The 23,412-nt window shown below is 42.3% G+C and carries 12 protein-coding genes; 2 read left to right on the forward strand and 10 right to left on the reverse strand.

Features of this window, described 5'->3' with window-relative positions; translation table 11 throughout:
- Positions 1-153: 153 nt before the first annotated feature.
- The 9 genes from ACFFGT_RS29585 to ACFFGT_RS29625 form a co-directional block, all read right to left on the reverse strand.
- The gene (locus ACFFGT_RS29585) at positions 154-2,739 is read right to left on the reverse strand and encodes a BamA/TamA family outer membrane protein (protein ID WP_377026125.1); all 2,586 of its coding nucleotides are present in this window, start codon (positions 2,737-2,739) and stop codon (positions 154-156) included.
- Between the two features lie 417 nt (positions 2,740-3,156).
- Entirely contained in the window at positions 3,157-5,514 is a 2,358-nt protein-coding gene (locus ACFFGT_RS29590) for a GAF domain-containing protein (protein WP_377026126.1), read from the reverse strand.
- Positions 5,515-5,540: 26 nt separating this feature from the next.
- Positions 5,541-9,146, reverse strand: coding sequence for a BamA/TamA family outer membrane protein (locus ACFFGT_RS29595; RefSeq protein WP_377026127.1), 3,606 nt, complete (start codon positions 9,144-9,146; stop codon positions 5,541-5,543).
- Positions 9,147-9,189: 43 nt separating this feature from the next.
- Entirely contained in the window at positions 9,190-10,086 is an 897-nt protein-coding gene (locus ACFFGT_RS29600) for an SdiA-regulated domain-containing protein (protein ID WP_377026128.1), read from the reverse strand.
- Positions 10,073-12,118: a polyphosphate kinase 1 gene (gene ppk1, locus ACFFGT_RS29605; RefSeq protein ID WP_377026129.1), complete on the reverse strand. Its 2,046-nt coding sequence runs from the start codon at positions 12,116-12,118 to the stop codon at positions 10,073-10,075. Before ppk1 ends, ACFFGT_RS29600 begins: the two co-directional genes overlap by 14 nt.
- A gap of 36 nt (positions 12,119-12,154) precedes the next feature.
- A complete protein-coding gene (locus ACFFGT_RS29610) occupies positions 12,155-13,399 on the reverse strand; it encodes a Pycsar system effector family protein (RefSeq protein WP_377026130.1) in 1,245 nt (414 codons plus the stop codon).
- A gap of 282 nt (positions 13,400-13,681) precedes the next feature.
- On the reverse strand, positions 13,682-16,237 hold the full coding sequence (locus ACFFGT_RS29615) for a DUF3857 domain-containing protein (RefSeq protein ID WP_377026131.1): 2,556 nt from the start codon (positions 16,235-16,237) through the stop codon (positions 13,682-13,684).
- Between the two features lie 225 nt (positions 16,238-16,462).
- The gene (locus ACFFGT_RS29620) at positions 16,463-16,822 is read right to left on the reverse strand and encodes an endonuclease domain-containing protein (RefSeq protein ID WP_377026132.1); all 360 of its coding nucleotides are present in this window, start codon (positions 16,820-16,822) and stop codon (positions 16,463-16,465) included.
- Positions 16,823-17,006: 184 nt separating this feature from the next.
- Positions 17,007-20,030 carry a glycosyltransferase family 117 protein gene (locus tag ACFFGT_RS29625; protein WP_377026133.1) on the reverse strand — a complete coding sequence of 1,008 codons (3,024 nt, stop codon included), beginning with the start codon at positions 20,028-20,030 and terminating at the stop codon, positions 17,007-17,009.
- A 347-nt stretch (positions 20,031-20,377) separates the two neighbouring features.
- Between ACFFGT_RS29625 and ACFFGT_RS29630 the strand changes: the two genes are divergently transcribed.
- A complete protein-coding gene (locus ACFFGT_RS29630) occupies positions 20,378-22,009 on the forward strand; it encodes a gliding motility protein RemB (protein WP_377026134.1) in 1,632 nt (543 codons plus the stop codon).
- 60 nt (positions 22,010-22,069) lie between these two features.
- Here the strand turns inward: ACFFGT_RS29630 and ACFFGT_RS29635 are convergent, their stop codons facing one another.
- Positions 22,070-22,213 (reverse strand): hypothetical protein, encoded by a 144-nt coding sequence (locus ACFFGT_RS29635; protein ID WP_377026135.1) that lies wholly within the window; start codon positions 22,211-22,213, stop codon positions 22,070-22,072.
- Between the two features lie 101 nt (positions 22,214-22,314).
- Between ACFFGT_RS29635 and ACFFGT_RS29640 the strand changes: the two genes are divergently transcribed.
- Positions 22,315-23,370 (forward strand): winged helix DNA-binding domain-containing protein, encoded by a 1,056-nt coding sequence (locus ACFFGT_RS29640; RefSeq protein WP_377026136.1) that lies wholly within the window; start codon positions 22,315-22,317, stop codon positions 23,368-23,370.
- The last annotated feature ends 42 nt before the right edge of the window (positions 23,371-23,412 follow it).

Below are 23,412 nucleotides of genomic sequence, written 5' to 3' on the forward strand. Positions count from 1 at the left end.
GGTGCTATTGTTTGTTTCCGGTTCCGCAGGTTCAAGCGTCCTTCGCTTGAATCTAAACAATGTTAAGCGTCCACGCTTAACATTTAACCGCGAGCGTGGACGCTCCTGCCCAAAATCATTCAAGCGTGGACGCTTGAACGGGCAGCTTTATATCTAAAACCTAAACCCGATAGATATATAAGGCAACGATCCTTCTTTTGAAAAACCCATCACAGCCTCTATCAGCACCAATTGAGCGGGGATGATGTACAAGCCACCACCATAACCATCATGCCACCTGTCTGACGATTCGCCGGGAACCCATACCCTGCCTACATCATTAAAGCCTATCAAACCGAATGAACCCGGCAATAGGTACGAGGTAAAATCAAGCACTTTTAATCGCAGCTCCAGGTTGTTGTAGGCGATAGTGCGACCGGTAAAGCGATTGGTATGAAAGCCCCGGAAGTTTTGTGCCCCGCCGAGCTTCATCTGCTGGAAATACGCAGCATCACCTACCGTAGTACCTAACCCTGTGCGATTGGCAATTACCAGTACCGAGTCTCGGTCGGGGTTTAAATAAAAACTAAACTCAGATAATACCTGCCCATAGGTATTATGGCTTCCCGAACCACCGCCACTAAAGCCGCTTACAGTAGTTGTCCATAAAATACCCTGCGTAGGGATGATCAGTTTGTTGCGGGTATCAACCGTTGCGTTGGCAGTTAAGCCTCCGTAAACCTTGGTACCAAATACCTTCTCATCCGGAAGCGCTGTATTATAGCCATTTAAAAACCTTTCGGTATTGTTGGAGGCCTTGCTGTTATAAAACTGACCTGCAATACCTGCGCTTACATGCAGTTTCCCAAAATCGCGGTGCAGGGAAACATCACTTGTAACATAGTCATAGCGGTTACGATAGTAGGAAATCTTCCTGTCGTCTTTATTTTCAAAAACGGTGTTGTTACCTATACCGAAAAAATTGCTGAGGTTGCTTGGCCCGCGCGAAAGCAGGTTGATCCGCAGGTCATTTTCGCCGATGGCTTTTTTCCAGTCGGCCATGTAGGTAAACAAAAATGACTTACGCTCCAGCGAATAATTGGTTAAAAACTCCTCCCTGAACGCGTAAGGTTCCTTCCGGAAACCATGCCGTTCGTACGAGAAACCACCTATCAGCAAAATACCGATATCATTACTGTAGTTAGCTAAAATGATAGGTTCAAACCTGTCGAACTTAAAGCTTGTTTTATCATAGCTGTTTACCACAGTATCTGTTGAAGTACGATTTTTAGCGAGCGATGATGAAGGCAGTACATTCTTCTGATCCGAACGGTCATAAATATAAGTCTTGCCTTTATTGTTCAAACCGCTGTCAACAGCAAAGGTATCCATGCCCTCCCCGCCTATCATCCTAACTATTATAGGCGACGGCGTTGAGCCTGTTACCGTGAAAAAGTCATCTCCATCAAAACCATACAACCTAACCTCTTTGGTAACACCAGGTTTAAAAGTGCGCTGGTAGGTCACTTTATCAATGCTGCCGTCCTTTTTTATTTTGTTTACTGTAACTCTGATATCGCCATTACTTTCATGGACGATGCTGAACTTATCCGTTTTATCACTTGCCGGAACATCAACATATATCGAGATAAATTTATAATACTCCAGTGCCTGTTTTTGCAGGATATTGCGCCGCGCAATCATTTTGCTGATGATTTCCTGGCCCGAAAGTTTGTAAATGGTATCGGGCATTAAATGCACTGCTTTTTTGATCAACTCATCAGTAAATTTGCTTTGTACAAAGGCAATCTGTTCCTTCCAGTCATCTTCGCTCAACTGGTTTAAAAAATAGCGGTCAAAGTAGCGGGCATTAAAGTTCCACCCGTTAATATCCCTGATCTCGTTGCTGTAACCCTGAAATTTTGATTTAAGCCATTGGTGCGCTACAATCCATGGCAGCACGCCCGATGTTTTATAGTACACCTGGTCACGGTCGCGCGGAACAGGTTCGTAAACGGTTTCATGCTTGCCATCTATCTTTTCCCAGCGCCATTGGTCTTCATGCCTGTCCCAATCACCCAAAAGCATATCCAGCAGCCGGGCACGCAACACAATCTTCTGGTCAACACGGTTATCATTATCATCCTGTAATTTGCGCTGTACCTTTTCGGTATTATCAGTTTTTTCGGCATCAAGCGGCTCGCGCTCTTCAAACAAAAACACCTGGTTGGCAAAATCTTTCTGATACTCACCAAAAGCAGGATCATCAGGAACATAAACAATTTTAGGATTAGAATGCGGAACGCCAAGCGCTTCGGCCAATGGTGGTACAGTAAGCGCCGAAAATGGGTGAGCGGCCGATACCTGGTCTTGCAGGATATCTTTAGCTACGGTAGGCCGCAGATCAACAGGTAAACCTTTTTCAGGATATTTTTGAATGGTGCGCAGCACCCATTGCTGCCCGGTAGGATCCTGAAGACGCAATGATTTGGTTTGCTTGCCCCCGCCCCTTTGCAATATTTTGAGGCCACCCTTTTCGGCAGTAAGATGAAATACTGGGAGGGTAACCGGAGCGGCCCAAAGCTTACGGTAATTATCGCCTAAAAAAAACTGGTGGGTACCGCTTACATTATTATAGGACGGCTCGATAGCCAGTTTAACACTATCGCCATGGGTTTGGGCATATGAAATATTGACGGCCAGGCACAAGGCTGCCGTTAAAAAAATGGATAAAGCTTTTAACAGGTTTTTACCGCCCATGTGGTTTTGTAAGTGATGCAACAGTAGAATAATGCATATTACAAAATAGTTTTAATTTATACACGAATGCTTTGCATAAAAAAGCGTCATTGCGAGGTACGAAGCAATCCCAAACTCTCGCTTTTGTTGGTGACAACACTACAACTGTTCGGAAGATGAAATTATTTCTTAAAAAAAGTATGTCATTGCGAGCGTAGCGTGGCAATCTCGTAGCCAATGCATGTCGAATAAGCATGTCGCTTATGCATACCGACGAGATTGCCACGTCGCGCCATGCGCAGCCCCGTACAAGCTCCTCGCAATGACATGGGTTTTATTAACCAACATTTTCAACTGATTTGCATCTTCCGAATAGTTGTAGTGACAACAACGGCACAAACTCACAGTGACGACTCTTTTTAATTGTATTTTACTTGTTTAATTAGTCAACAACGGCAATTGATAATTAACCCCTACCCTTAATGCTTTCAATCCGCTTACACCCTGCAATTCTTCCAGTTCAAGGTATTCCAAATCGTCAAGTAAATAGCCCTGCACTTGCAGGTACCTGATGTATTCATCATATTCGGCAGCTTCGGTTGGATTAAAATACACCATGGCTATTTTTCCGGGCTGCGTGAGGCGTTCAAAAGTGCCGGCTATCAAAACTTTGTCAATACGTTTTTTTATTATTTCGTACCTGATATTATAAGCACCTTCAACGTCAAAACGCCTTTCATCATTCCTGAAACTGATATCTATCGGGTTGGAGTGAATGAAGATCAAATGCGTAGTTTGAAGCGGGCGCGAAAGCTGTTCGCTAAGCTCGTTTGTCATCCGGGCTATTTCGGCCATCGACCGTAACTGCCATAAACGGATATTTTTAAGGTACAATGTATCGAAAACACGTTGCGGTGCTATTGACTGCCCAATATAAATATCATACTCCACCCCATCAGTACGGAACTTTTCAAAATAGCATGGAAACGATTCCTGCACTTCAGTCTGAGCCTGTTCCAGGTATTGGTTAATAGAAGTATTAATCAGTTGCATAGAGGTTTCCAGGCCGCGCCTGTGCTCAAATGACGCGCCGGTTTCCTCATTCATGGCATCAAAATACCGGCCTATAATTTCTCTTTCGGCAGGGTAATTATTTCTGAAATGCTCCAGAAAGGGGTTAACCTCGTTATGCAGAAAAGTATCCAGCATCAACTCATCGTTGGTTGTAATATAACCGCTGACACGCTCAAGCCATTCTTCACATTTAGATACCAGCTTACCTGTAAGGCTTAAGTGAATATGCTCATCAAGGTGGCGGAGCGTATCAATAAGTATGGTAAGCAGGCTTTTTAAATCTTCCTGCAGCGCACTGTTACGCTCAACTGTTGAATTACGGATATCAACCGCGCCAAACAATGGGTAAACATGGCTAAAGGATACCGTTTCTATCTCCTGGTTCTTTTTCTTCTTTCTTTTTTCTTTTAGATAATTCCAGGCTACCTCGTTAAACTTCCATTGAACGGAAGGTTGTAACGAGGTAAATTTATGTTTAATAACCCCTGCAATACGTGCCTCAAACTGATCGATGCTATTTTGCAGCAGCTGTGCTATCAGCGGAATAGTGGCCTGGAGCTTTGAAAGCAGTTTTTCATAAAAAACAATCTCTTTATATGAAAACACTTCCATGATCCCCACATTTTTCTTGTTGTAGTATACCGGAAAAATGCCGTATGATTTAATTCCTGCCTGTTTCAAAACCTGCAAAAACGGAAACTTCTCTATCTTATCGTCGGTAATGGAATTGAAGAAAATTGGCCGCGGGTTTTGATTATAATCATCAACAACAGCGTCAAATGTTTCTTCGGCCAGATTAAATTCTTTGGCTGCCTCAAGCAAAACGCTTTTTGAACATTCGTCGTTGTCAAATATCGGCTCATTATTAATGGTTAAAAAAGGCATCAGCCCAAACTCAATGCCCGGGCTTTCGGCGAGGGTTTTAAGTGACCTGATCACGTGCGCATACTGCTCCTCCTCATTTGCCGAATGATTAACCAGCTCGGTACGGATACTTTCGAGCGCATGGGTAAGGGTTACATCGGTTAAGGTGATTATAGAGAAGCCCGTAAATTTAAAATTGTTAAGCGGCAGTACCTGTTCAATTAAATCAAGACTTGTATTGGAATGTAAATATGGCTCAATAGTATCAAAGCTAAGTTCAGGCAATTCGCCCATAAGTTCAATTTCTACAAAACGGGGGTCTGTCTGGATATTAAAGTATCGGGAAAGGCCGGTTTCAGGATCCTCATATGAAAACAGCATTTCATTCTTTATAGCCGATGAAAAGCCGTACATACGCTCCAAGATCAGGTTATAAATAAAACGCTTTTGCCTGTCGCTGAACATTTCATTTTTAGGCACATTCAGCGCGTACAAATTGGAATGGTGGCTTGAATGAAAATCATAAAAAGCCTCGGTGCTGAAAAAGATCTTATCAGGTACCGGTGTGCTTAGTGCCCAGTATAATTCCTTTTCGTTAGCTATGGGCGGCGTGAGTATGGAGTAAATAAGTTCCAGCATTTCCCGGTATTTTTCGGCATCAGATGGCCGCATATCCAGGTCAATGCAGATATCATGCTCAAAACGCCCCAGCACATAGCGGTAAAACTCGCTTTTGAGCGTTTTTTCTGTAGCAATCCGTTCTTTTAAATGCGCCACGAACGGGTTAAATGTCAGGCATGTTTCAACCTGGCAAATGGTGCATTCGTTTTTGTTTATATTGATTACTTCGGTGTGCATTTTTTAAATTACAATTTTACCCTTCATTAAAATCTGAAACTGGTTGAAAGATAAGGGTACCATCCTTCTTCAGAGTAACCGGCAATTATTTTAATAACCGCAAGCCTTGCCGGTGCTACGTAAAAGCCTGCGCCTGTGCCGTTATGCCATTTATCTGAACTTTGCCCGTTTTCCCAAACCCGGCCTATATCGTAAAAACCTATAACGCCTATCTGGCCGGGAACTATATAACTGGCAAAATCACTTAATTTTATCCTCAGCTCCAGGTTGTTATAAAAACTATGCTGGCCGGCAAACCTGTATAACCTGTATCCTAATAAATTATCCTGTCCGCCTAAAAATAACGACTGATAAAAGGAAGTTTTGCCAATGGTAATACCGCCACCTACCCTATCGGCCAATACAATACTGCTTTTAGCATTCAGGCTTTTGTACAAGGCAACCTCGGGAATTAGCTGGGCAAAACTCGTGGAGTTATTATTTAAACCTTTAAACTCCTGAAGCTTGATATTTATAAAACTTCCCCAGGCCGGAAGTACCTTATTATTACGCTTGTCGTTGGTAAAGTTAACAACTATACCGGCATGCAGTTTTGTTTTATCAAAGGTATAACTGTCAGGCGCGTTTGTCAGTAAGGGGTATGTAATAAATCGGCCGATATTGTCATTAACATCTAATTTATAATACTGAAACGCAGGGCCTATGGTTACCGAAGTGCCCGATTCATTACGCCATCTGAACGCCGGACTAAATGTAAAGTTAGTGAAGCGGATACGGTGGTATTTACGGTAGTCGCCCACTTTAATAAACTGGGTTTCATTACCCCTGCCAAAAAAGTTAATGTTATCCGGATAATCAAGCTGACCGTTCATCAAAAAGTCGGCCTTGCCAAAAGCATGGATCCACTCGCCGCTGTAACTGATCTTGAAAGCCTTTGTACTGAACGAATGGCTGGCAAATACCGTTTGTACATCGTTATAAGGAAGCTTCTGAAAACCCTCCTGGTGTGTATATTTAAAACCAGCGCCAAGCAATACACCCTCATCCGGATTATAAGAGATATTGGCCAACGGCGCTATCACATTCATGAGGTTAACACGCAGATATGAAGTATTGGCGCTGTCCTTATCAATGTGTTTATTAACTTTTGATTCATCGCCGGTTATGCTGAGTTTTTTACCCCTGTCATACAGTTGCACCGTATTAAGCGACTTTACAATATTGTAGGTTTTAGTACCTGTACTATCAATAAACCTCAGTTTTATTGGCGATGTGGCATTATCAAGTACTACCCTATCATCACCACCACTTACATAAATGCGGAGTTCTTTGGTAATGTCGGGGTGATAGTTCTGGTTCATGAGGGTATCCTTAACCTCACCATTCTTATTAATTTTGTTAATGACCACATTAAGACTGCCGTTTGGCTCGTCCTTTACCGTTACCAGCTCATTTTTGTTGGAGGTATGAATATCAACTATTTTGTTGATGAACTTATAATAGTACTCCATTTCGGCCGGGATATTGGCGCGACGTTCCTTCAGTTGTTTCAGCAGTACATCATGCCTCAGTTTATAGGATGACTCGGGCAAACGCCTTAAACCAGCTTCCAGTACCTCATCAGTTTCGGCGGCAACAAAATCACTTACAATTTTTGTCCATTGCTCATGACTGTATTGTACCGATGGCCACCTTTGCATAAACATGGTTTTCCATAAAGAGTATTTTACATTATAGATCTCGCCGCTAAAACCCTGCAAATTCGGCGCTATCCATGGTTGGGCCGCTATAGTTGGCAATACCCCCTGGTTAGTATAAAATACCTGGTCGCGGTCGCGCGGAACAGCGGTGTAAAATTTGCCTTTCCCTTTGTCCTCATCGCGCCAGCGCCATTGATCGCCATGCCTGTCCCAGTCGCCAATGAGCAGATCCAGCAGTCGGGCCCGTAAAAACTCTTCGCCATCAACCGTATTATCATTGTCATCCAGCATCTTACCTATCATCTTTACCGTATTATCTGATTTACCGCCCGGTTCACGTTCTTCAAGCAAACAAACCTTGTTGGCAAAAATATTGGCATACTGACCCAAAACGGGATCGGCCGATACCACACCGATTATCGGGTTAGCGTGCGGCACACGCGCTGCAGTAGCCAATGGCGGCACTATCAGCGCCGAAAACGGGTGCTGAGCGCTCATGGCATCGTTAACCCAGTCTTTGGCAAACGTTTCCTGGAACTCATCAGGCAAGATCTTTTCAGGTTGTTTCTCTACACTGCGCAGTACCCATTCTTTGCCATCCTTATCAACTAAACGGAGCGAATGCGTTTGGAAACCGCCGCCAATACTTTCGGCCTTTAACCCGCCATGAATTTGCGACAGCCTGATTACCGGCAGTTTTGTTTCGGCAGCCCATTCCTTGCGGTAGTTTTCACCAAACCAGCGGCGGTGAAAATTGCTTACGCTGTCATATTTCGGGTGTACCCTAACCATAATGCTATCTGCTTTGATAGGCGTATGCAGGCTATCAGGAACGTTTTTCACCGAGGTATAGGGCTGTGTATAGGTAAACACCTGCTTAACACCCTGATCACTGTCTATATAATACGTGAAACGCATCCGTTTATCAGTCATCAGATCGGCGGTTACGTAACCTTGCGTTGCATCGGCAAAAAGTGAGTATTTACCTTTGATAGCATAGGTTTGCTTAGCCCCCGCCCCACTCACTACCTGCACCTGTTTGCTTTTGATAAACTGCAGACCATGCTCATGACCGGCCACATGAATGAGGTTTGGAAAACCAGCAAAAACGGCGTCCACCTTTTTGATCATATCCTGATACAGGGGATGCCCCAGGTCTTCGGGGTTTGAAAATGTAGAACGCAAAAACGGGTAAAGCGAACCAACTACAGGCAGCGGGATCCAAAAATCTTTATTGACCACTGTAAGCGGGAAGATATGATCCTTGAGCGAAAAATACCCGCCGTGGGTACCGTAGCTCTGGAACGGGTGGTGTGAGGCCAATATGATCACCTTATCCTTGTTGCGCTCAAATATCAGCTTGATTTTATCGGCAATATCGTCCTTGTTTTTGCAATCACACTCGGCACCGGGGTTGCTTTTACTGAAAGGATATAAAAACCATTCACTGTCGAAAGCTATCACCGTCAGGTTATCGGTAAGGTGGATCTCAACCGGATCGGGGCAGCCGTTTTCCGGCACCATTTTCAGCAGCTTATCGCCCTCCTGATCTAAAAACTCCCATTGGCGTTTTATTTTAGCCAAACCAAGTGGCCCACTCTTGTCCCAGTCATGATTGCCGGGGATAAAATAGACCGGTGCACCAGCCGCCCGCATAGGCTGATATTGTGATTGCAGGATCTTTTTGGTTTCGGCTTCTTCAGGGCTGCCGGGCAGCCCCATGCCGCGCGGGTAAATATTATCACCAAGGTAAAATACCGAGGTTTTATTTTTGAGGACATTGGCTGCGGCATGTTTTAATACAGCGCTTTGCTGTATATCCATTTCGCCGGCATCACCAATCAGGATCATCCTGTACTTTATAGAATCCTGCGCCTGTACTTTGCACAGGCCTATTAGTAAAATAGACAATAAAAGTAACTTTTTAATCATGAGGCTTGGTTAAGATGTATTATAGTTTAGCGATACCTGTACGCTATTTTATAAAGCTGAATTTCAAAATATTACCGGCGCTTAACTGGTCACCTTCGTTAGAGATATACAGGTTGCGCTGGTTATCAAATGCCATACCTTCGGGCTGACCAAATATGGTAACGCTTAAGGGATAAACGTTTTTCACTTTCCAGTTGGCATCAGTAACAACCAGCATTTTATTTACAGATGAAAGGATATACCATTCATTAGTGAATGTATTTTTTGCCATTGCCGACGGGCGGAAGGGCACACGCTTTTTATTTACCAGCCGCTCAATTTCTTTAACATCTATCACAAAACTGCCGGTTTGCTTCAACGTACCATCCGGCTGTAGTTTTAATACATAGCCGCTGCTGCTTTTTGATGTTTTTTCATCAGCACAATGCTTGCACAGTACATAAATAAGGCCTGATTTTTCATCGGCACACATGGCTTCAAATTCACCTTCGGGCAATTCACCTTTAGTTTTTTGTACGTTTGATACCACTTTACTCCTTACCTGGCTAAAAGGAAAGGTGAATAATGTACCATCGCTTTTAAGCATGATCACTTGTTCGCCGCAAATGGCCACATCCTCGTAATCGCCGCTTTTGGCAAATTTGGTATAGCTGGCTTTTTTGTCGCCCAGCTTCAGGTTAAACAAAAAGCCTTCTTCGTCCTGCTCGGCATAAACCGAATCATTTTTACCATTATGAAAAGCAAAGCCGGAGATCTCGGTAAGGTCCTCAGGCATTTTATACTTAACGGGCTTATTAAGATCGTATCCCGGTGGACTAACAGGAATAGCTTTCTCTTTATTTTTGCATGAGATGGTTAAAAAAACAACAGCCACGACAAACATTGCCGTCACTAAAACAGCCAGCTTACGTTTAGCATCTTGTTTTTTAAACCCTGTCATATTTTTTTTGCTGTAAAAGTTCATAAACAGCCCGCTGCGATTGTACCGGCGGTTCAGTTCTATCAACCCTTATGTTTTGCAATTGTTCATTTAAAGTTACAGCCTGCACATTATCTGCCAATTGGATCTCAAGCATGGCTATTACCTCGTTCCTGATGCGTTCATCATAAACAGGGAAACACACCTCAATACGGCGATAAATGTTGCGGTTCATCCAATCGGCCGAGCCCATGAAAACCTCCTGGTTGCCGCTGTTATGGAATATAAAAATACGCCCGTGCTCCAGGTAACGATCAACAATACGTCTTATGCTGATATTCTCGCTCATGCCCGGTACTCCAGGTATCAAACAGCAAATACTGCGCACAATCATCCTGATCTTTACCCCCGCCTGCGATGCTTCATAAAGTTTGCCTATCAGCACACGCTCTTCAAGGTTGTTCAGTTTTATAGTGATGCCTGCCGGATTGCCTTTACGGGCCTGCTCAATTTCCCTGTCAATCAATTCAATAAAACGCGAATGCAGGTTAAACTGGGCTACCAGCAGGTGCTTAAAATCGATATCGTAGCCCTCAGCCGATTTGGCTTTTTTGGCGAGATAGATGAACAACAGGTCCATTTCGCGCAGCAGTTGCGGGTTGGCTGTCATCATGATATGATCGGTGTAGAAAGCAGCCGTACTTTCATTAAAGTTACCAGTGGCCAATAAACCGGCATATTTCACCCGGCCATCAACAAGACGTTTTACCAGACCTACCTTAGCGTGTACTTTTATGGCCTTATCACTGTAAATGATATTTGCTCCTACTGCTTTTAACCTTTTTGCCCATTTGATATTATTGGCTTCGTCAAAACGGGCTTTCAACTCAACAAGCACCCTTACCTTTTTACCGCTTTCGGCGGCACTGATAAGGGCATTTACAATCCGCGAGTCGCTGGCTACACGATAAAGGGTTACGGAGATCTCTTCAACACTTTCGTCGATAGCAGCCTCGTTAAAAAAACGGAGAATGGAGTTATATGACTGATAAGGGGCATGAAAAATGCAATCTCCTTTATCTATATAATCAAATATGGATTCATCAGCGCTGATCTGCCTGTTTACCAATGGCGGCCATTTAGCATATTTTAAACCGGGAATGCTTACAGGTAAACCCATCAAATCTTTTAAGTTATGGTAAAATCCACCTTCCACAATACTTGAACCTTGTACCCCCAGCTTATTTTCAATTACATGAAGGATGCGCAACGGGATACCCGGCTGGTGCAAAAAGCGCGTTGCTAAACCCTGGTCACGCTTTTGAAGCTGTTTTTCAATTTGTTCCTGAACATCACCATTGTAATCATCACTAAGCTCAAGCTCGGCATCGCGGGTTATTTTGAAGCTGTAGCAGCCTTTTATTTCTTCGGTTTTAAAGATCTTGCCGAGGTTATACCGCACAATATCATCAAGGAAAATAATGTATTGCTTGCCATCCTCATTAACGCTAAAAAATCGTGGCAACTGGTTAGATGGAATATTAAGGATCACCGATCGTTCTTTCCCCTTATCCAGCCCAAGGTTTACCAGAAAGTAAAGCCGGTTATTTTCGGGGAAGAATTGTTTTTTACCACCCACCAGATTAACGGGCTGTAAAAAGGCAAGTACCTGGCTGTAAAAATAGTCGCTCACCCTATCAGCTATCGAAGCCGGGATAGGCTCATTGAACAGCAGGTTTACGTTGTTTTCTTTTAACAACGGGATAAGCCTGCCGGTAAAAACCTTTCCAAAACGGTTTTGCTGACCCCCTACAAGCTCCTGGGCTTTATGAAGCACATCCTCGGTTTGTTCTGTTTTATTGAGTAGGTTAAGTTTGTGTAATGCCATTACCACTGGCATCCGCACGCGGTAAAATTCATCGAGATTTGAAGAGAATATAGCAAGAAAATTTACCCTTTCCATTACAGGGAGCTCTTCGCTTTCGGCCTCCATCAATATGCGCTCATTGAAAAGTAACCAGCTTAGGTCCCTGTCAAAAAATGAGTATTCCATAGTTGCAGATTTTGTTTTTGGCAGTACCCCTGCTGCTTACAATAATGATGATATGATGAATGCTACTACTGATACGATAAGCCCAAACATAAATATGTTGTACGATGCCCTGAGCAACCTGTATTTTTTGCCCAGCACAACCCCCTGCGAATAATTATCACGGATCAGGCTGCCGTACAAAAACTCCCTGTCTTCCATCATTTTTTCCATACCATCGCTGTAATCCTGATATGACATACGGTAGAAATTACCGAAAAACAACAGGTTAACAGTTTTCTTACTGATATCCTCAGGGGTAAACAAGCCCGGTGGAATTGACGGACGGGTTGAAAGTATGGAAAAGATCATCGTAGCCAAACTAACCGATAACAGCATAAAAGTTGGGATCAGCAAATTGGAATGTTCATCAAGCTTGCGCAGCACCAAACTGATAATGGCCGAAAGGATAATGGAATTAACCGTGATCATGATATGAGCCTTGTTATCGGCCATATCGCTCAAACGCTGATGGTTGCTTGAACTGATCCTGAACATGGTTTCAATACCGCGGTCGGGCCTGTCATTTTTATGCTTTTTATTGTTGTGACCGTGCCCCTGGTCATCATCGTCGTCGTCCTTTTCACGCGAAACTACAGTGCCACCATCGGTATCAGCGGTAAGGATAACCGGTGTTTCCTTCACCTCAACATCGGCCTGCTTTTCTACCAGTTTTTGCAGGTTCTTTTGTTTTTGATCGTTAAGCAGCAGGCGGCAGTAGTCGGTATAATATTCATGCCCCTGTAAAAACTCGATGTTATAGCTGCGCCATTCGTCCTTATCAATATCATGTTTTTTGATTGCTTCCATTTCTTTACGCAAAAGCTTGTTCTTATCGCGGAAGTCATCGGTACCTAAATGGAACAGATCGGCATCACAAATGATCTGCTGCAGCAGGTCGGCCGGGTTTTGCGGCATTTTAGTGGCGGTAATACAACCGGTAACCTTATCAATAACAGGCTGATCAAATTTATGCTGTTTCAGGAAATGCGTAGCAATGCCCACGCTTTTTGATTCATGGTCTTTTTTATCTGTAAAATATCCTGTATCATGAAACCATGCCGCCGAGATCACCACAAAAAAGTCCTCATCGCTTAACTGGTAATGGTTAGCTATCTGGGTGGCCGCTGCAACAACGTCTTTGGTATGCCTCAGGTTATGATAAATTAAATCGGGATCATGATGTACATCAAAATAGGATATAACATACTGCTTTACCTGTTCTAACAGCGGTTGAAATTTCATCGTAGTTTTTTGTTGTTAAAGTAAATCAAATTTATTTTAAAAATACCTAATTGCAGCTATGCCCCGCGGAGAAACATCAATTTATCGGGCATTGTTTATACAAAAGGCAAGAAAATGTTTGTCTTTGCATTTACAAACTGCATGCCACACAACCATACAATTGAATATCAATACATTGAGCAGCAATACACGAAATCGCAATACGATATATCGTTAAATGCCGAAACGTTATGACGTTAAAAGCAAAAAGCCTTATTGCTAAGGCCTTTTAACTAAATATAATTATGCTGATTCTTCTGCAACCCCGGGCCCCTCATAACTATAGTTATAAGGCGGATGCGGCACGATGAAGGTTTCCTGCACACGTGATGATCGTTTAAAGTACGGCACACATATAGCTGCCACAATAAAAGAACCGGCTAAAGCCTGCATTGCAGTGTCACTTACAGTGCCGTAAAGATTATAAGCTATGTAGTAATCTGTTATAGCTACTAATGCCCTGAAAACAAAGAAACCAATGATATATTGCGGTAATATATCGCGCCGGTTTAACAGCAGGGCAAGGCAAAACACAGCATAACAAGCCATTGCAATATTTCCAAGGCTCTCTAATACAATCAGGAACCGGTGCTCCATAATATTTTTCACCGCATGTGAGTTCCATGAACTGAGTTCAAAATAACTCCTGCTCGATAGCCCCCATATAGCAGATATAACCATACCGCCTAAAAAAATGGCTATTACAATAAGCCAGCCGCCCAACGGTACAAATGTTGAACCGTAAGCAAATACAATACCCGGCGTTTCGCGCTGATAAAGCCATACACCAAGTACAATAAGCCCTACAGTCAGCAAAAAAGCAATCAAAACCAGGAAACTGTTAATTGTTGACGGCCTGTCTGAGTCTGGAGGCGTATAAGAAAAACTGTAACCCAGACTGGTATCATTAAGTTTTTTGATATCGGCCTTAAATTCGTCAAGTTTGTTTACAGGTACATTATCTTTCAAAAATGATAGCTTATAGTTAAGTAACAAAGTATCGCCTGCAGTTGTAAAATCCGACTCATAACGATAATAATCCCGGTTAATGGCATCATGATCTTCATTAATATTCCATCCACCAGGCAAAACTACTTTTATGGAGTAGGCAGCATCATATGGATATGTAAGGGCTACCGGTGTTTTGATGCGACCGGTTATTGTGGGAAACTGATTATAAATGGAATTGGCGAAAAGATCGGCAGTTAGTTTATTACTGGTAGAGTCTTTTTTAAAGAAATCGCCTACCTTATAGGTTTCTATGATAATAAGTTTATTCGCTTTCAAATCATCTGTTACAGTGATTGAGTCCTTAGTCTCAATTTTGTTATAGATCTTTGCGTAATAGTCCAGATAACTTTTCTCCGTTTCGGCCATACCTGATGATTCAAGCTTGCCACGCATGTAGTCGGCCTCATCGCCGGTATAAATGGTTTTTACAGTGAACAACACCGGTGACTTTCCGTCCTTTACCGTATAAATATCCTCGCCGGTAACTTTACCGCCTTTTGACGGCGGAATAGTGGTAAGCGCATCGCTGCCCGTCTTCAATACCAGGCCTTTACCATACCGAGGAAAATAAATATCTGTTCCCTCGCCGCCCTGGTTATCCATAGTGGCATCAACCCAAACTTGTTTCCCGTTCACATTGGCAGTTACCACGGCATGGTTAAATGCATAAGCTGTAGGTATGTACTGTTCAACATGCTCATTCATATCGGCGTTTACCAAAACCATGGAGGCATCAATCCCACCGGCTTTCAGCATGGATACCAGCAATAGTGATTTATCCTTACAATCGCCATAACGCTGTTTAAATACCTTTTCGGGATTATTGGCGCGATGCGAGTATTCACCTATTTCAATACCCATATAACGCACTTCCTGCTGCACCGTACGAACCGCCGCTCTGAAATATTTTTCTTTATCGTTACCTGCATCCTTTTTTAATTTGGCAATCTGCCCGCCAAGCTCACCTTTAATATTCAGCGATGGCTGATTGATACTTGAAGCCCAGTTCACAACTTCGGCCCAGTTGGCAAACTCACTTACCTGGATAAAACCACGTTCGTTATACCATGACGGCTCGCTGTCGTCATCATGGGCCGGCGGCACCTGGAAGCCCTCATAAACATAGCTTTTTAAGCCATTGGCTTCACTAATGGTGGGCTTAGGCACATTATTAAAAGTTTTAAAGTTCAGTTTTCGTTGTGATGATGCAATTATGGCCGTGTAATGATGGGCGATGGGCGTATACCACTGCAAATACATATTGGCGCAAAACTTGCCATTAAGGATAGGGTTACGGCCGGTAATGGTGTATGAATATTCAATACGGTCGCCTTTGCGGATATCATCCAGAATATACAAAGCAGAAAAGCTTCCCTGGTAAATAAAGTTGGATAAATCCTTTTCGTCGGCCAGTACTTTAAAAGCCGTGGTTTTTAAACGGTTCAGCGGCTTACCATCGCGCCAAACCGTAATATCATGAAAATCGAGCCGCTCATAGGCAGGATCAAAACTAACGGAGATCTGCGAAGCATTCTGGATCCCCGTTTCAGATACTATCTCGCGGATTATGTGGTTATAATCTGCCTGTTTTTCAACCTGTACCTGCTCCTCAATAAGCGCATAGTAAAATCCACGCTCAATAGTGCGCGACGATGGCTTTTGGTTGTATGGTTTTAATGTGTTGAGCCAGGTTGGCCTGGTTGATATATGTACCGATGGTGTATCGCCAAAAGCAGCCCCGCTGCACCAAAACACCACCACCAAACAAAGGGAAAACGTAAAACGCATTTTAAAAGCTTTTGTATACCGGCTTTGAAAATAAAGAAAACCAACTGAACTTGGTGTAACTATTTTAATATTTAACGGTTTATTTATATGGGATAATAAAGTGGGAGGCTGAATCTGCGCGAAGAATTTACTCACCCCGGCGTTGCTTCGCTCGCCACCCCTCTCTACGCTTTGCGTAAAGAGGGGACAACCAGAGATTAAATATGTCCATACTATCTGAGAATATTAGCGTAAGTTTAAAATAATCTTGTTCAGAACGTCATTCATATTGTTTATTATCTCATCGTTTTCAAACCGCAATATTTTTAATCCTAAATCTGATAAAACTCTATCGCGATTTTTGTCGTAATCTTTTTTATATAAATGAATCGGCCCGTCTGCTTCAATAACTAATCTTGCTTCATGGCAATAAAAATCAGGAATATAATATAAGCTTTTTCCAAAATATGATTGCACACAAAGTGGATGTTGTCTTAGGAATTTCTTATTGACTAATTTTCTATTTCTTAATTCCTGCCAAAGCAGTTTTTCGGCTGCGGTTTCACGCTGTCTTAATTCTCTGCAAAATTCAATAATACTGATCATTTAGATAAGGCTATAGGATGATAAATATATCGATTAGAATCAAAATTACAATTTTCTATCCCCTCTTTACGCTTGCGTAGAGAGGGGTGACAAGCGCAGCGATGTCGGGGTGAGTAAAATCCTTAAACCAGCAAAGCCACCCCGAACCCAGGATGGCTTTGTTAATAAATATAGTTAAGGATTATTATTGTCCTCCGCCTAATACAGCGCGGAATTTTGTTTCATAGCCCTTTAACTGGTTTTCAAATTTGGTTGCAAGGGCAGTTTGATGATTGTCCTTTGTAAACTGCACAAGGCCATTCAGTACCTGCATACCTATCTGCACGTCACGGCCGTTAATGCTGTTCACATCCTGGCTAAGCAGGTAAGCATTATAATCAAGCTGATCGGTAAGGTAATTATCAATATTGGTTGCCAGTTTGTTACCCAATACTACATCATGAAGCTGGTAAGCCAGCTGTGTTAAATACAACTTACGACCAGCAACGTCTACATACGGGTAGATATCTGGCAGCTCAGCATCATACTTCTGCACAACTTTTAATGCTTTATCATTTTTACCTTCCTGAACAAGGTTTTGGGCCAGGTCAAGGAAAGTGGTTACCATTACAGGGTAAAACATAGAGGTTGACTCATGATCAAGATATCTGGCCTTTTTGAAGTTACCGAATTTAAACTTGTTCATCACGTTGTCATACATTACATCGGTATTGGTTTTACTTAACTGATCGTGTAAAGCCGTGTCAGGTTTAAACGGTATCAGGTGATAAGTAAATCCTTCTTTGTATAAGTATGGCTGCAAACCTATCAGGTTTTCGTTACCGATAGTAGTTGTGAAACAGATTGGGCGTTTCCAGTGGTTGTGCGCCAAAATATCAAACATGGCCAGGTTCTCTTTGGTTACATAGTTTGATGTATACTTCCACTCCATGGCAGATGCCAGCTTATCTTTCTGATCGGCTTTTACAACACCGTTGGCAATTACTTCATCAGGATTAACAGTAACTTTAAGGTTTTTGGTTGGCAGATAGTTGCCATATTCTAAGCTTTGATACTGTACCTGCGCAGCTTTATCGTCAGAAGTAATGAAATCAAATACCTCTTTGATATCCTGGTAGCCTGGCAATTTCTGATCGTTAAAATAAATAACGTCCCTCACCCCTTCTTTATACTTATCAAAAGGCATGGTAATAGGCAGCGGCTCGGAGTTGTTCATTTTTTTCTGCATCTGGCGAATGTACCAGTCGCCGGTGAACAAGCTCAGGTTTACGATGCGCACATCCGGGCGAATGCCCTCAACCTCCTGGTCATACCATAACGAGTAAGTATCATTATCGCCATAAGTAAACAAAATGGCATTTGGCGGGCACGATATAAGGTAATTGTAGGCCATATCATGCGGCGTCATTTTGGTTGAACGGTCATGATTTTTCCATTCTTTGGCAGCCAATACTACCGGGCAAACCAGCAAACCAATCACGGTTGAACCGATAGCTGCCATTTTAGCATCAATATATTTACGGCCAAATTCGGCAATGGCAATTACACCAAGCCCTATCCATATGGCAAAGGCATAAAACGAGCCCACGTACGAATAATCACGTTCGCGCGGCTGTACAGATGCCTGATTTACATACAATACAATTGCCAAGCCGGTAAAGAAAAACAATAATCCAACAATCAATGCATCTTTACTGCGGCGGTTAACATGAAAAAACAAACCTATTAAACCAATTATTAAAGGCAAAGCATATAGCGGGGTATAGGTGGTAGCCTCGGTTACTGATTTTGGCAGGTGCTTACCACCATCAAAAATTCCGCTTGTCCAGTTGCCGTCAATACCTTCGGTACTGGTTTGTCCGTCGGCATCATTATAACGGCCAACAAAGTTCCAGAAAAAGTAACGCCAATACATCTGGTACATCTGCCAGCTAAACATCCATTTCAGGTTATCGCCCATAGTTGGTGCCTGTCCTTCAGGGATTCGCAGCCATTGCTTGTAAAACTGCACATCGTTAGGGTCAGTACTGTACATACGCGGCAAGGCCGTAGTATGGTCATATACATAGTCGGTTTTGTGACCAGCGTTTTCATACTGGGTATTACCTTTACGGTAAATAATACTGCCCTGTTTTTGATCGGTAACCTGGGCATCATAAAACGGACCGCTTACTAAAGGCACTTCGCCATACTGGATCCGGTTAAGGTAACCGTAAAGTGTAAAGGCATTATCAGGGTGTGAGTTATTCAAATCGGGGTTGGCAGTAGCGCGGATTGGAATATAAGCGAATGAGCCGTAACCAAAGTAAATAAATGCAACACAAAGCAGTGCAAGGTTAAGCATTGGTTTCTTTTTGCGGATACTGTAAATGATACCAAGTACTAAAGCGATTAATATCAGCAAAATAAAAAAGAAGGCCCCGCTGCCAAAGCCCATTCCTAATGAGTTAACAAAGAAGAGATCAAAGTAAGCGGCAAACTTGATGGTATATCCCCTGATGCCATATTGAACCAAACCAAGGATCACTACACCGGCAAGGAAAGCCAGTATGCCGCTACCAACCGTAACCTTTTTAGTCCGGCGGAAATAGTATACCATGGCAATGGCCGGGATAGTTAACAGGTTTAACAGGTGGATCCCGATGGATAAGCCTATAACATAAGCTATAAAAACAATCCATTTATCGGCACCAGGCTCATCGGCATGTTCGTCCCATTTAAGAATTGCCCAAAACACAATAGCGGTACATAGTGATGACAAGGCAAATACAATGGTTTCAACAGCCGAAAACCAAAACGTATCGGTATAAGTGAATGCCAGCGCGCCTACAAGGCCGGCTCCCATAATTACGTACAGTTTATAACCGTCAATAGCTTCATTGCGTTTTTCAACCATCAGCTTTTTGGCAAAAGCAGTAATTGTCCAAAATAAAAACATGATGGTTGCCCCGCTGGCCAGTGCCGAACCCATATTGGTAAAGAAAGGCACCTTAGTATTATCACCAAAAGATAGCAGGGATAAAACCTTGCCTATCATAGCAAAAACCGGGTAACCCGGCTGGTGGGCTACCTGCAAACGGTAGGCACATGAAATAAATTCACCGCAATCCCAAAAGCTTACAGATGGCTCTAATGTTAAAATATAAGTTATTGAGGCTATAACAAAACAAAGCCAGCCTAACAGGTTATTGATTTTTTTGTACTGCATTTAATAATATATCAATTGATTTAATAGCGCGGCAAATATCATGATTTTTATAACTTATTTAAAAAAAACACCTCCGCGTGACAAAATTTAACACTAATTAACTTTTCAAGGCATTGAGATTAAAGAAAATTTAACCACAGATTTTAACCTGCAGCATTTTATAACGGATTTTCATACATAATTTTCACATATTCTCTTAGGTTATTCAGACAGTAATTTTTAATCGAAATTATATTCCGCTTGTATAATTTAAACATATCAGAAACAACCTGCCATACATTTATGTATATACCCTTATTTATGAATGAAATTTTTATCTTAGAACAATTAATACTTATTTTGTTGTAATGCAAAAACTCTACTCCTTAAGTTTCCGAAAAACACTCATAATAGCTGTAATTGCCTTACTCTCATCGCAGTTAAGTAAGGCTCAATCAGTTTATTTACCCAATTCATACCAACTGTATCAAAAATTCAATTCGGATATCTATTCTGTCAAAAATTCGGTTCATACTTCATTGCGTCCGTTTTTAATAGATAGTACTATTCTGCGCACCTATGATTCGGTGATGAATGTTGGTGTTAAAGATCGTAAAACATGGGGCGGGCGTAAGTTATTTAATGAGCACCTTTTTGATGTAAAAGCCAAAGAATATACTTTTTATGCCGATTATATCACTGATGTACAGGCCGGCAGGGATTTCAACAACAGTACTACAACTAATTTAAATGTACGTGGCTACCAGATAGGAGGAACAGTAGGTGAGAAATTTTCGTTTTACACCAGTGGTTTTGAAAATTCGGCCAAGTTTCCAGGTTATTACAACAATTATATAAATGCCAGCGGCTTTATACCGGGTCAGGCTTATGCAAGGCATTACACAGGGCAAGTAAGAAATTCACAGGATTGGTCGTACGTAACTGCCATCCTTTCCTACTCTCTGACTAAAAAGCTGAATATTACTTTAGGCGAGGATAAAATGTTTATCGGTGATGGTTACCGCTCGGTGCTTTTATCTGATTTTGCTGCCAATATGCCCCTGTTACGACTTACGGCCGACCTTGGACCAGTACGTTATATGATAGCCTGGGCCTACATCGAAGACCTTAATACTGTTACTGCGCCAAAATTTGATTCCTTTGGAGGAAACCGCCGCAAATGGGCCTTGTTCCACTACATTGACTGGAACATAACCAAACGTGCATCATTTGGTATGTTTAATGCCCTTATAACTCCTGAAGCAGATAACCAGGGGAACCGGTCGGGCTTTGACGCCAATTTTGTAAACCCTATTCTATTCGCAAGTTCATTAGGTCCGGGAGGATACCAAAAAGACAATGTATTTTTAGGCTTTAATGCCAAATACAAAATCTTTGATAAAGCTGCTTTATACGGACAGATCATGTTTGACAGGTTTAAAGGCAGTGATTTCTTTTCGGGCAACAGTACAGATAATACCAACGGCTGGCAGCTGGGTATCAGGGGGGCAGATATATTTAAAGTTAAAAGGTTAAACTACCTGTTTGAATATAATACCGTTAAACCTTATACCTATAGTAATCAGCAGTCAATAAGCAGCTATTCTTTTTATGGCGATCCGCTGGCCCATCCTTATGGAGCAAATTTCAGGGAGCTTTTAGGAATTTTAAATTATTCGGTTGGCCGTTTTGATTTCCAGGGACAGCTTAACTATGCCAAATACGGTCTTGATGCTACAAAAGCAGATAACAACGGCAAAATAATTACCAAGCCCTTTGTGCCTTCAGCAAACACTACAACTACTATTGGTCAGGGCATAAGCACACAACTTTATTATGGCGAAGGCACAGTTGCCTACATCCTGAACCCTAAATATAATTTACGCCTTGAACTTGGCGCATTATATCGCCAGGAAAAAAATGATTTGAAGGATTCAAAAACCACCCTGATCACTTTCGGATTAAGAAGTTCGTTCAGGAATTTATACCACGATTTTTAATCTCTGCTAAGTCTTACGAAGTTTTAAAAACTTCGTAAGGCTGGAATTCAGTACGCTTCCCTACCCTTTCTTCTTTCTCGAGCCCACTGACAAGCCTACAGCTACGCCAATTGCTATACCCATGGCAAGGCTATGTAATGCCAGCCCAATGGCAGTGCCAACAACCAGCCCGCCTGCAAAATAATTAGGGTCTATCCTGTTCATTCGTTCATAAAAAATAAGTTTTCAAATTAAATCATTTTTCCCTGCTGACAAACAGTTGTCATAACTATATATTTATTTTGAATAGTATAAAAGCTGATAGCATGACGACACGGGATATAGCCAACCTGCGGGTGTATAACCAGCACCTTAACTATAATAAATTTAAAAAGCCCGAAGAGGTAGTTGGATATATGTGCGCTATGCAAGCGCAGGAATATGCTCTGGCCAAATGGGCAATTGGTTTGCGGATGCTATCTGCTACGGATAAAGCGGTGGAAAAAGCCATGACAACCGGCACCATATTACGAACCCATGTATTAAGGCCAACCTGGCATTTTGTGTTGCCAGAGGATATCCGCTGGATGCTTAGCCTTACTGCACCAAGGATCAACGCGGGCAATGCCACCATGTATAAAAAACATGAACTTACAGATGCCGTTTTTAATAAAAGCTTTAATGTATTTATAAAAAACATGCAGGGCGGTAAGCAATTAACCCGGACTGAAATTGTAACAGCCCTGCATGAGGCCGATATAGCAACCGACGACCTAAGACTCACCTTACTATTAATGAAAGCCGAACTGGATCAGTTAATTTGCAGCGGTGCAAGGCGGGGCAAACAGTTTACTTATGCGCTGCTTGATGAACGTGCGCCGGCAACAAAGGCCATACCTCGTGATGAGGCGGTCGCCCGCCTCGTTTCGCGTTATTTTACAAGTCACGGCCCCGCTACAGTAAATGATTTTGTACATTGGAGCGGGCTTACGGTTGCCGATGCCAAAACCGGTATTGAGATAAACAAGGGCCGGTTAAGTAATATCAATGTTGAAGGAATAAGCTATTGGATGAGTGCTGATGTAGATTTGAGCAAGACCAAAAAATCCGGCACCTACCTCCTGCCTGTTTACGATGAATTGATTATTGCCTACAAAAACCGTGATGCCATAGTACCTGTCAAATTCCATGATAAAATGGGCGCTATTACCTTTTTTCCAACCATAATGGTCAATAACCAGGTGATAGGCAACTGGAGCCGGAACATCGGTAAAAAGAATATTGATATTGAGCTAAAACCATTTGATAAACTCAGCAAAGCTCAAAGTGAGGCTATTGAAACCGCTGTACAGCGTTTTAAAAAGTTCAATGGCCTCGCATAACAAACATTAATTATAGCAATATTTACATATAAAAACAATACA

It is taken from the genome of Mucilaginibacter angelicae, from assembly GCF_042434235.1.
Taxonomy (GTDB): Bacteria; Bacteroidota; Bacteroidia; order Sphingobacteriales; family Sphingobacteriaceae; genus Mucilaginibacter; species Mucilaginibacter angelicae.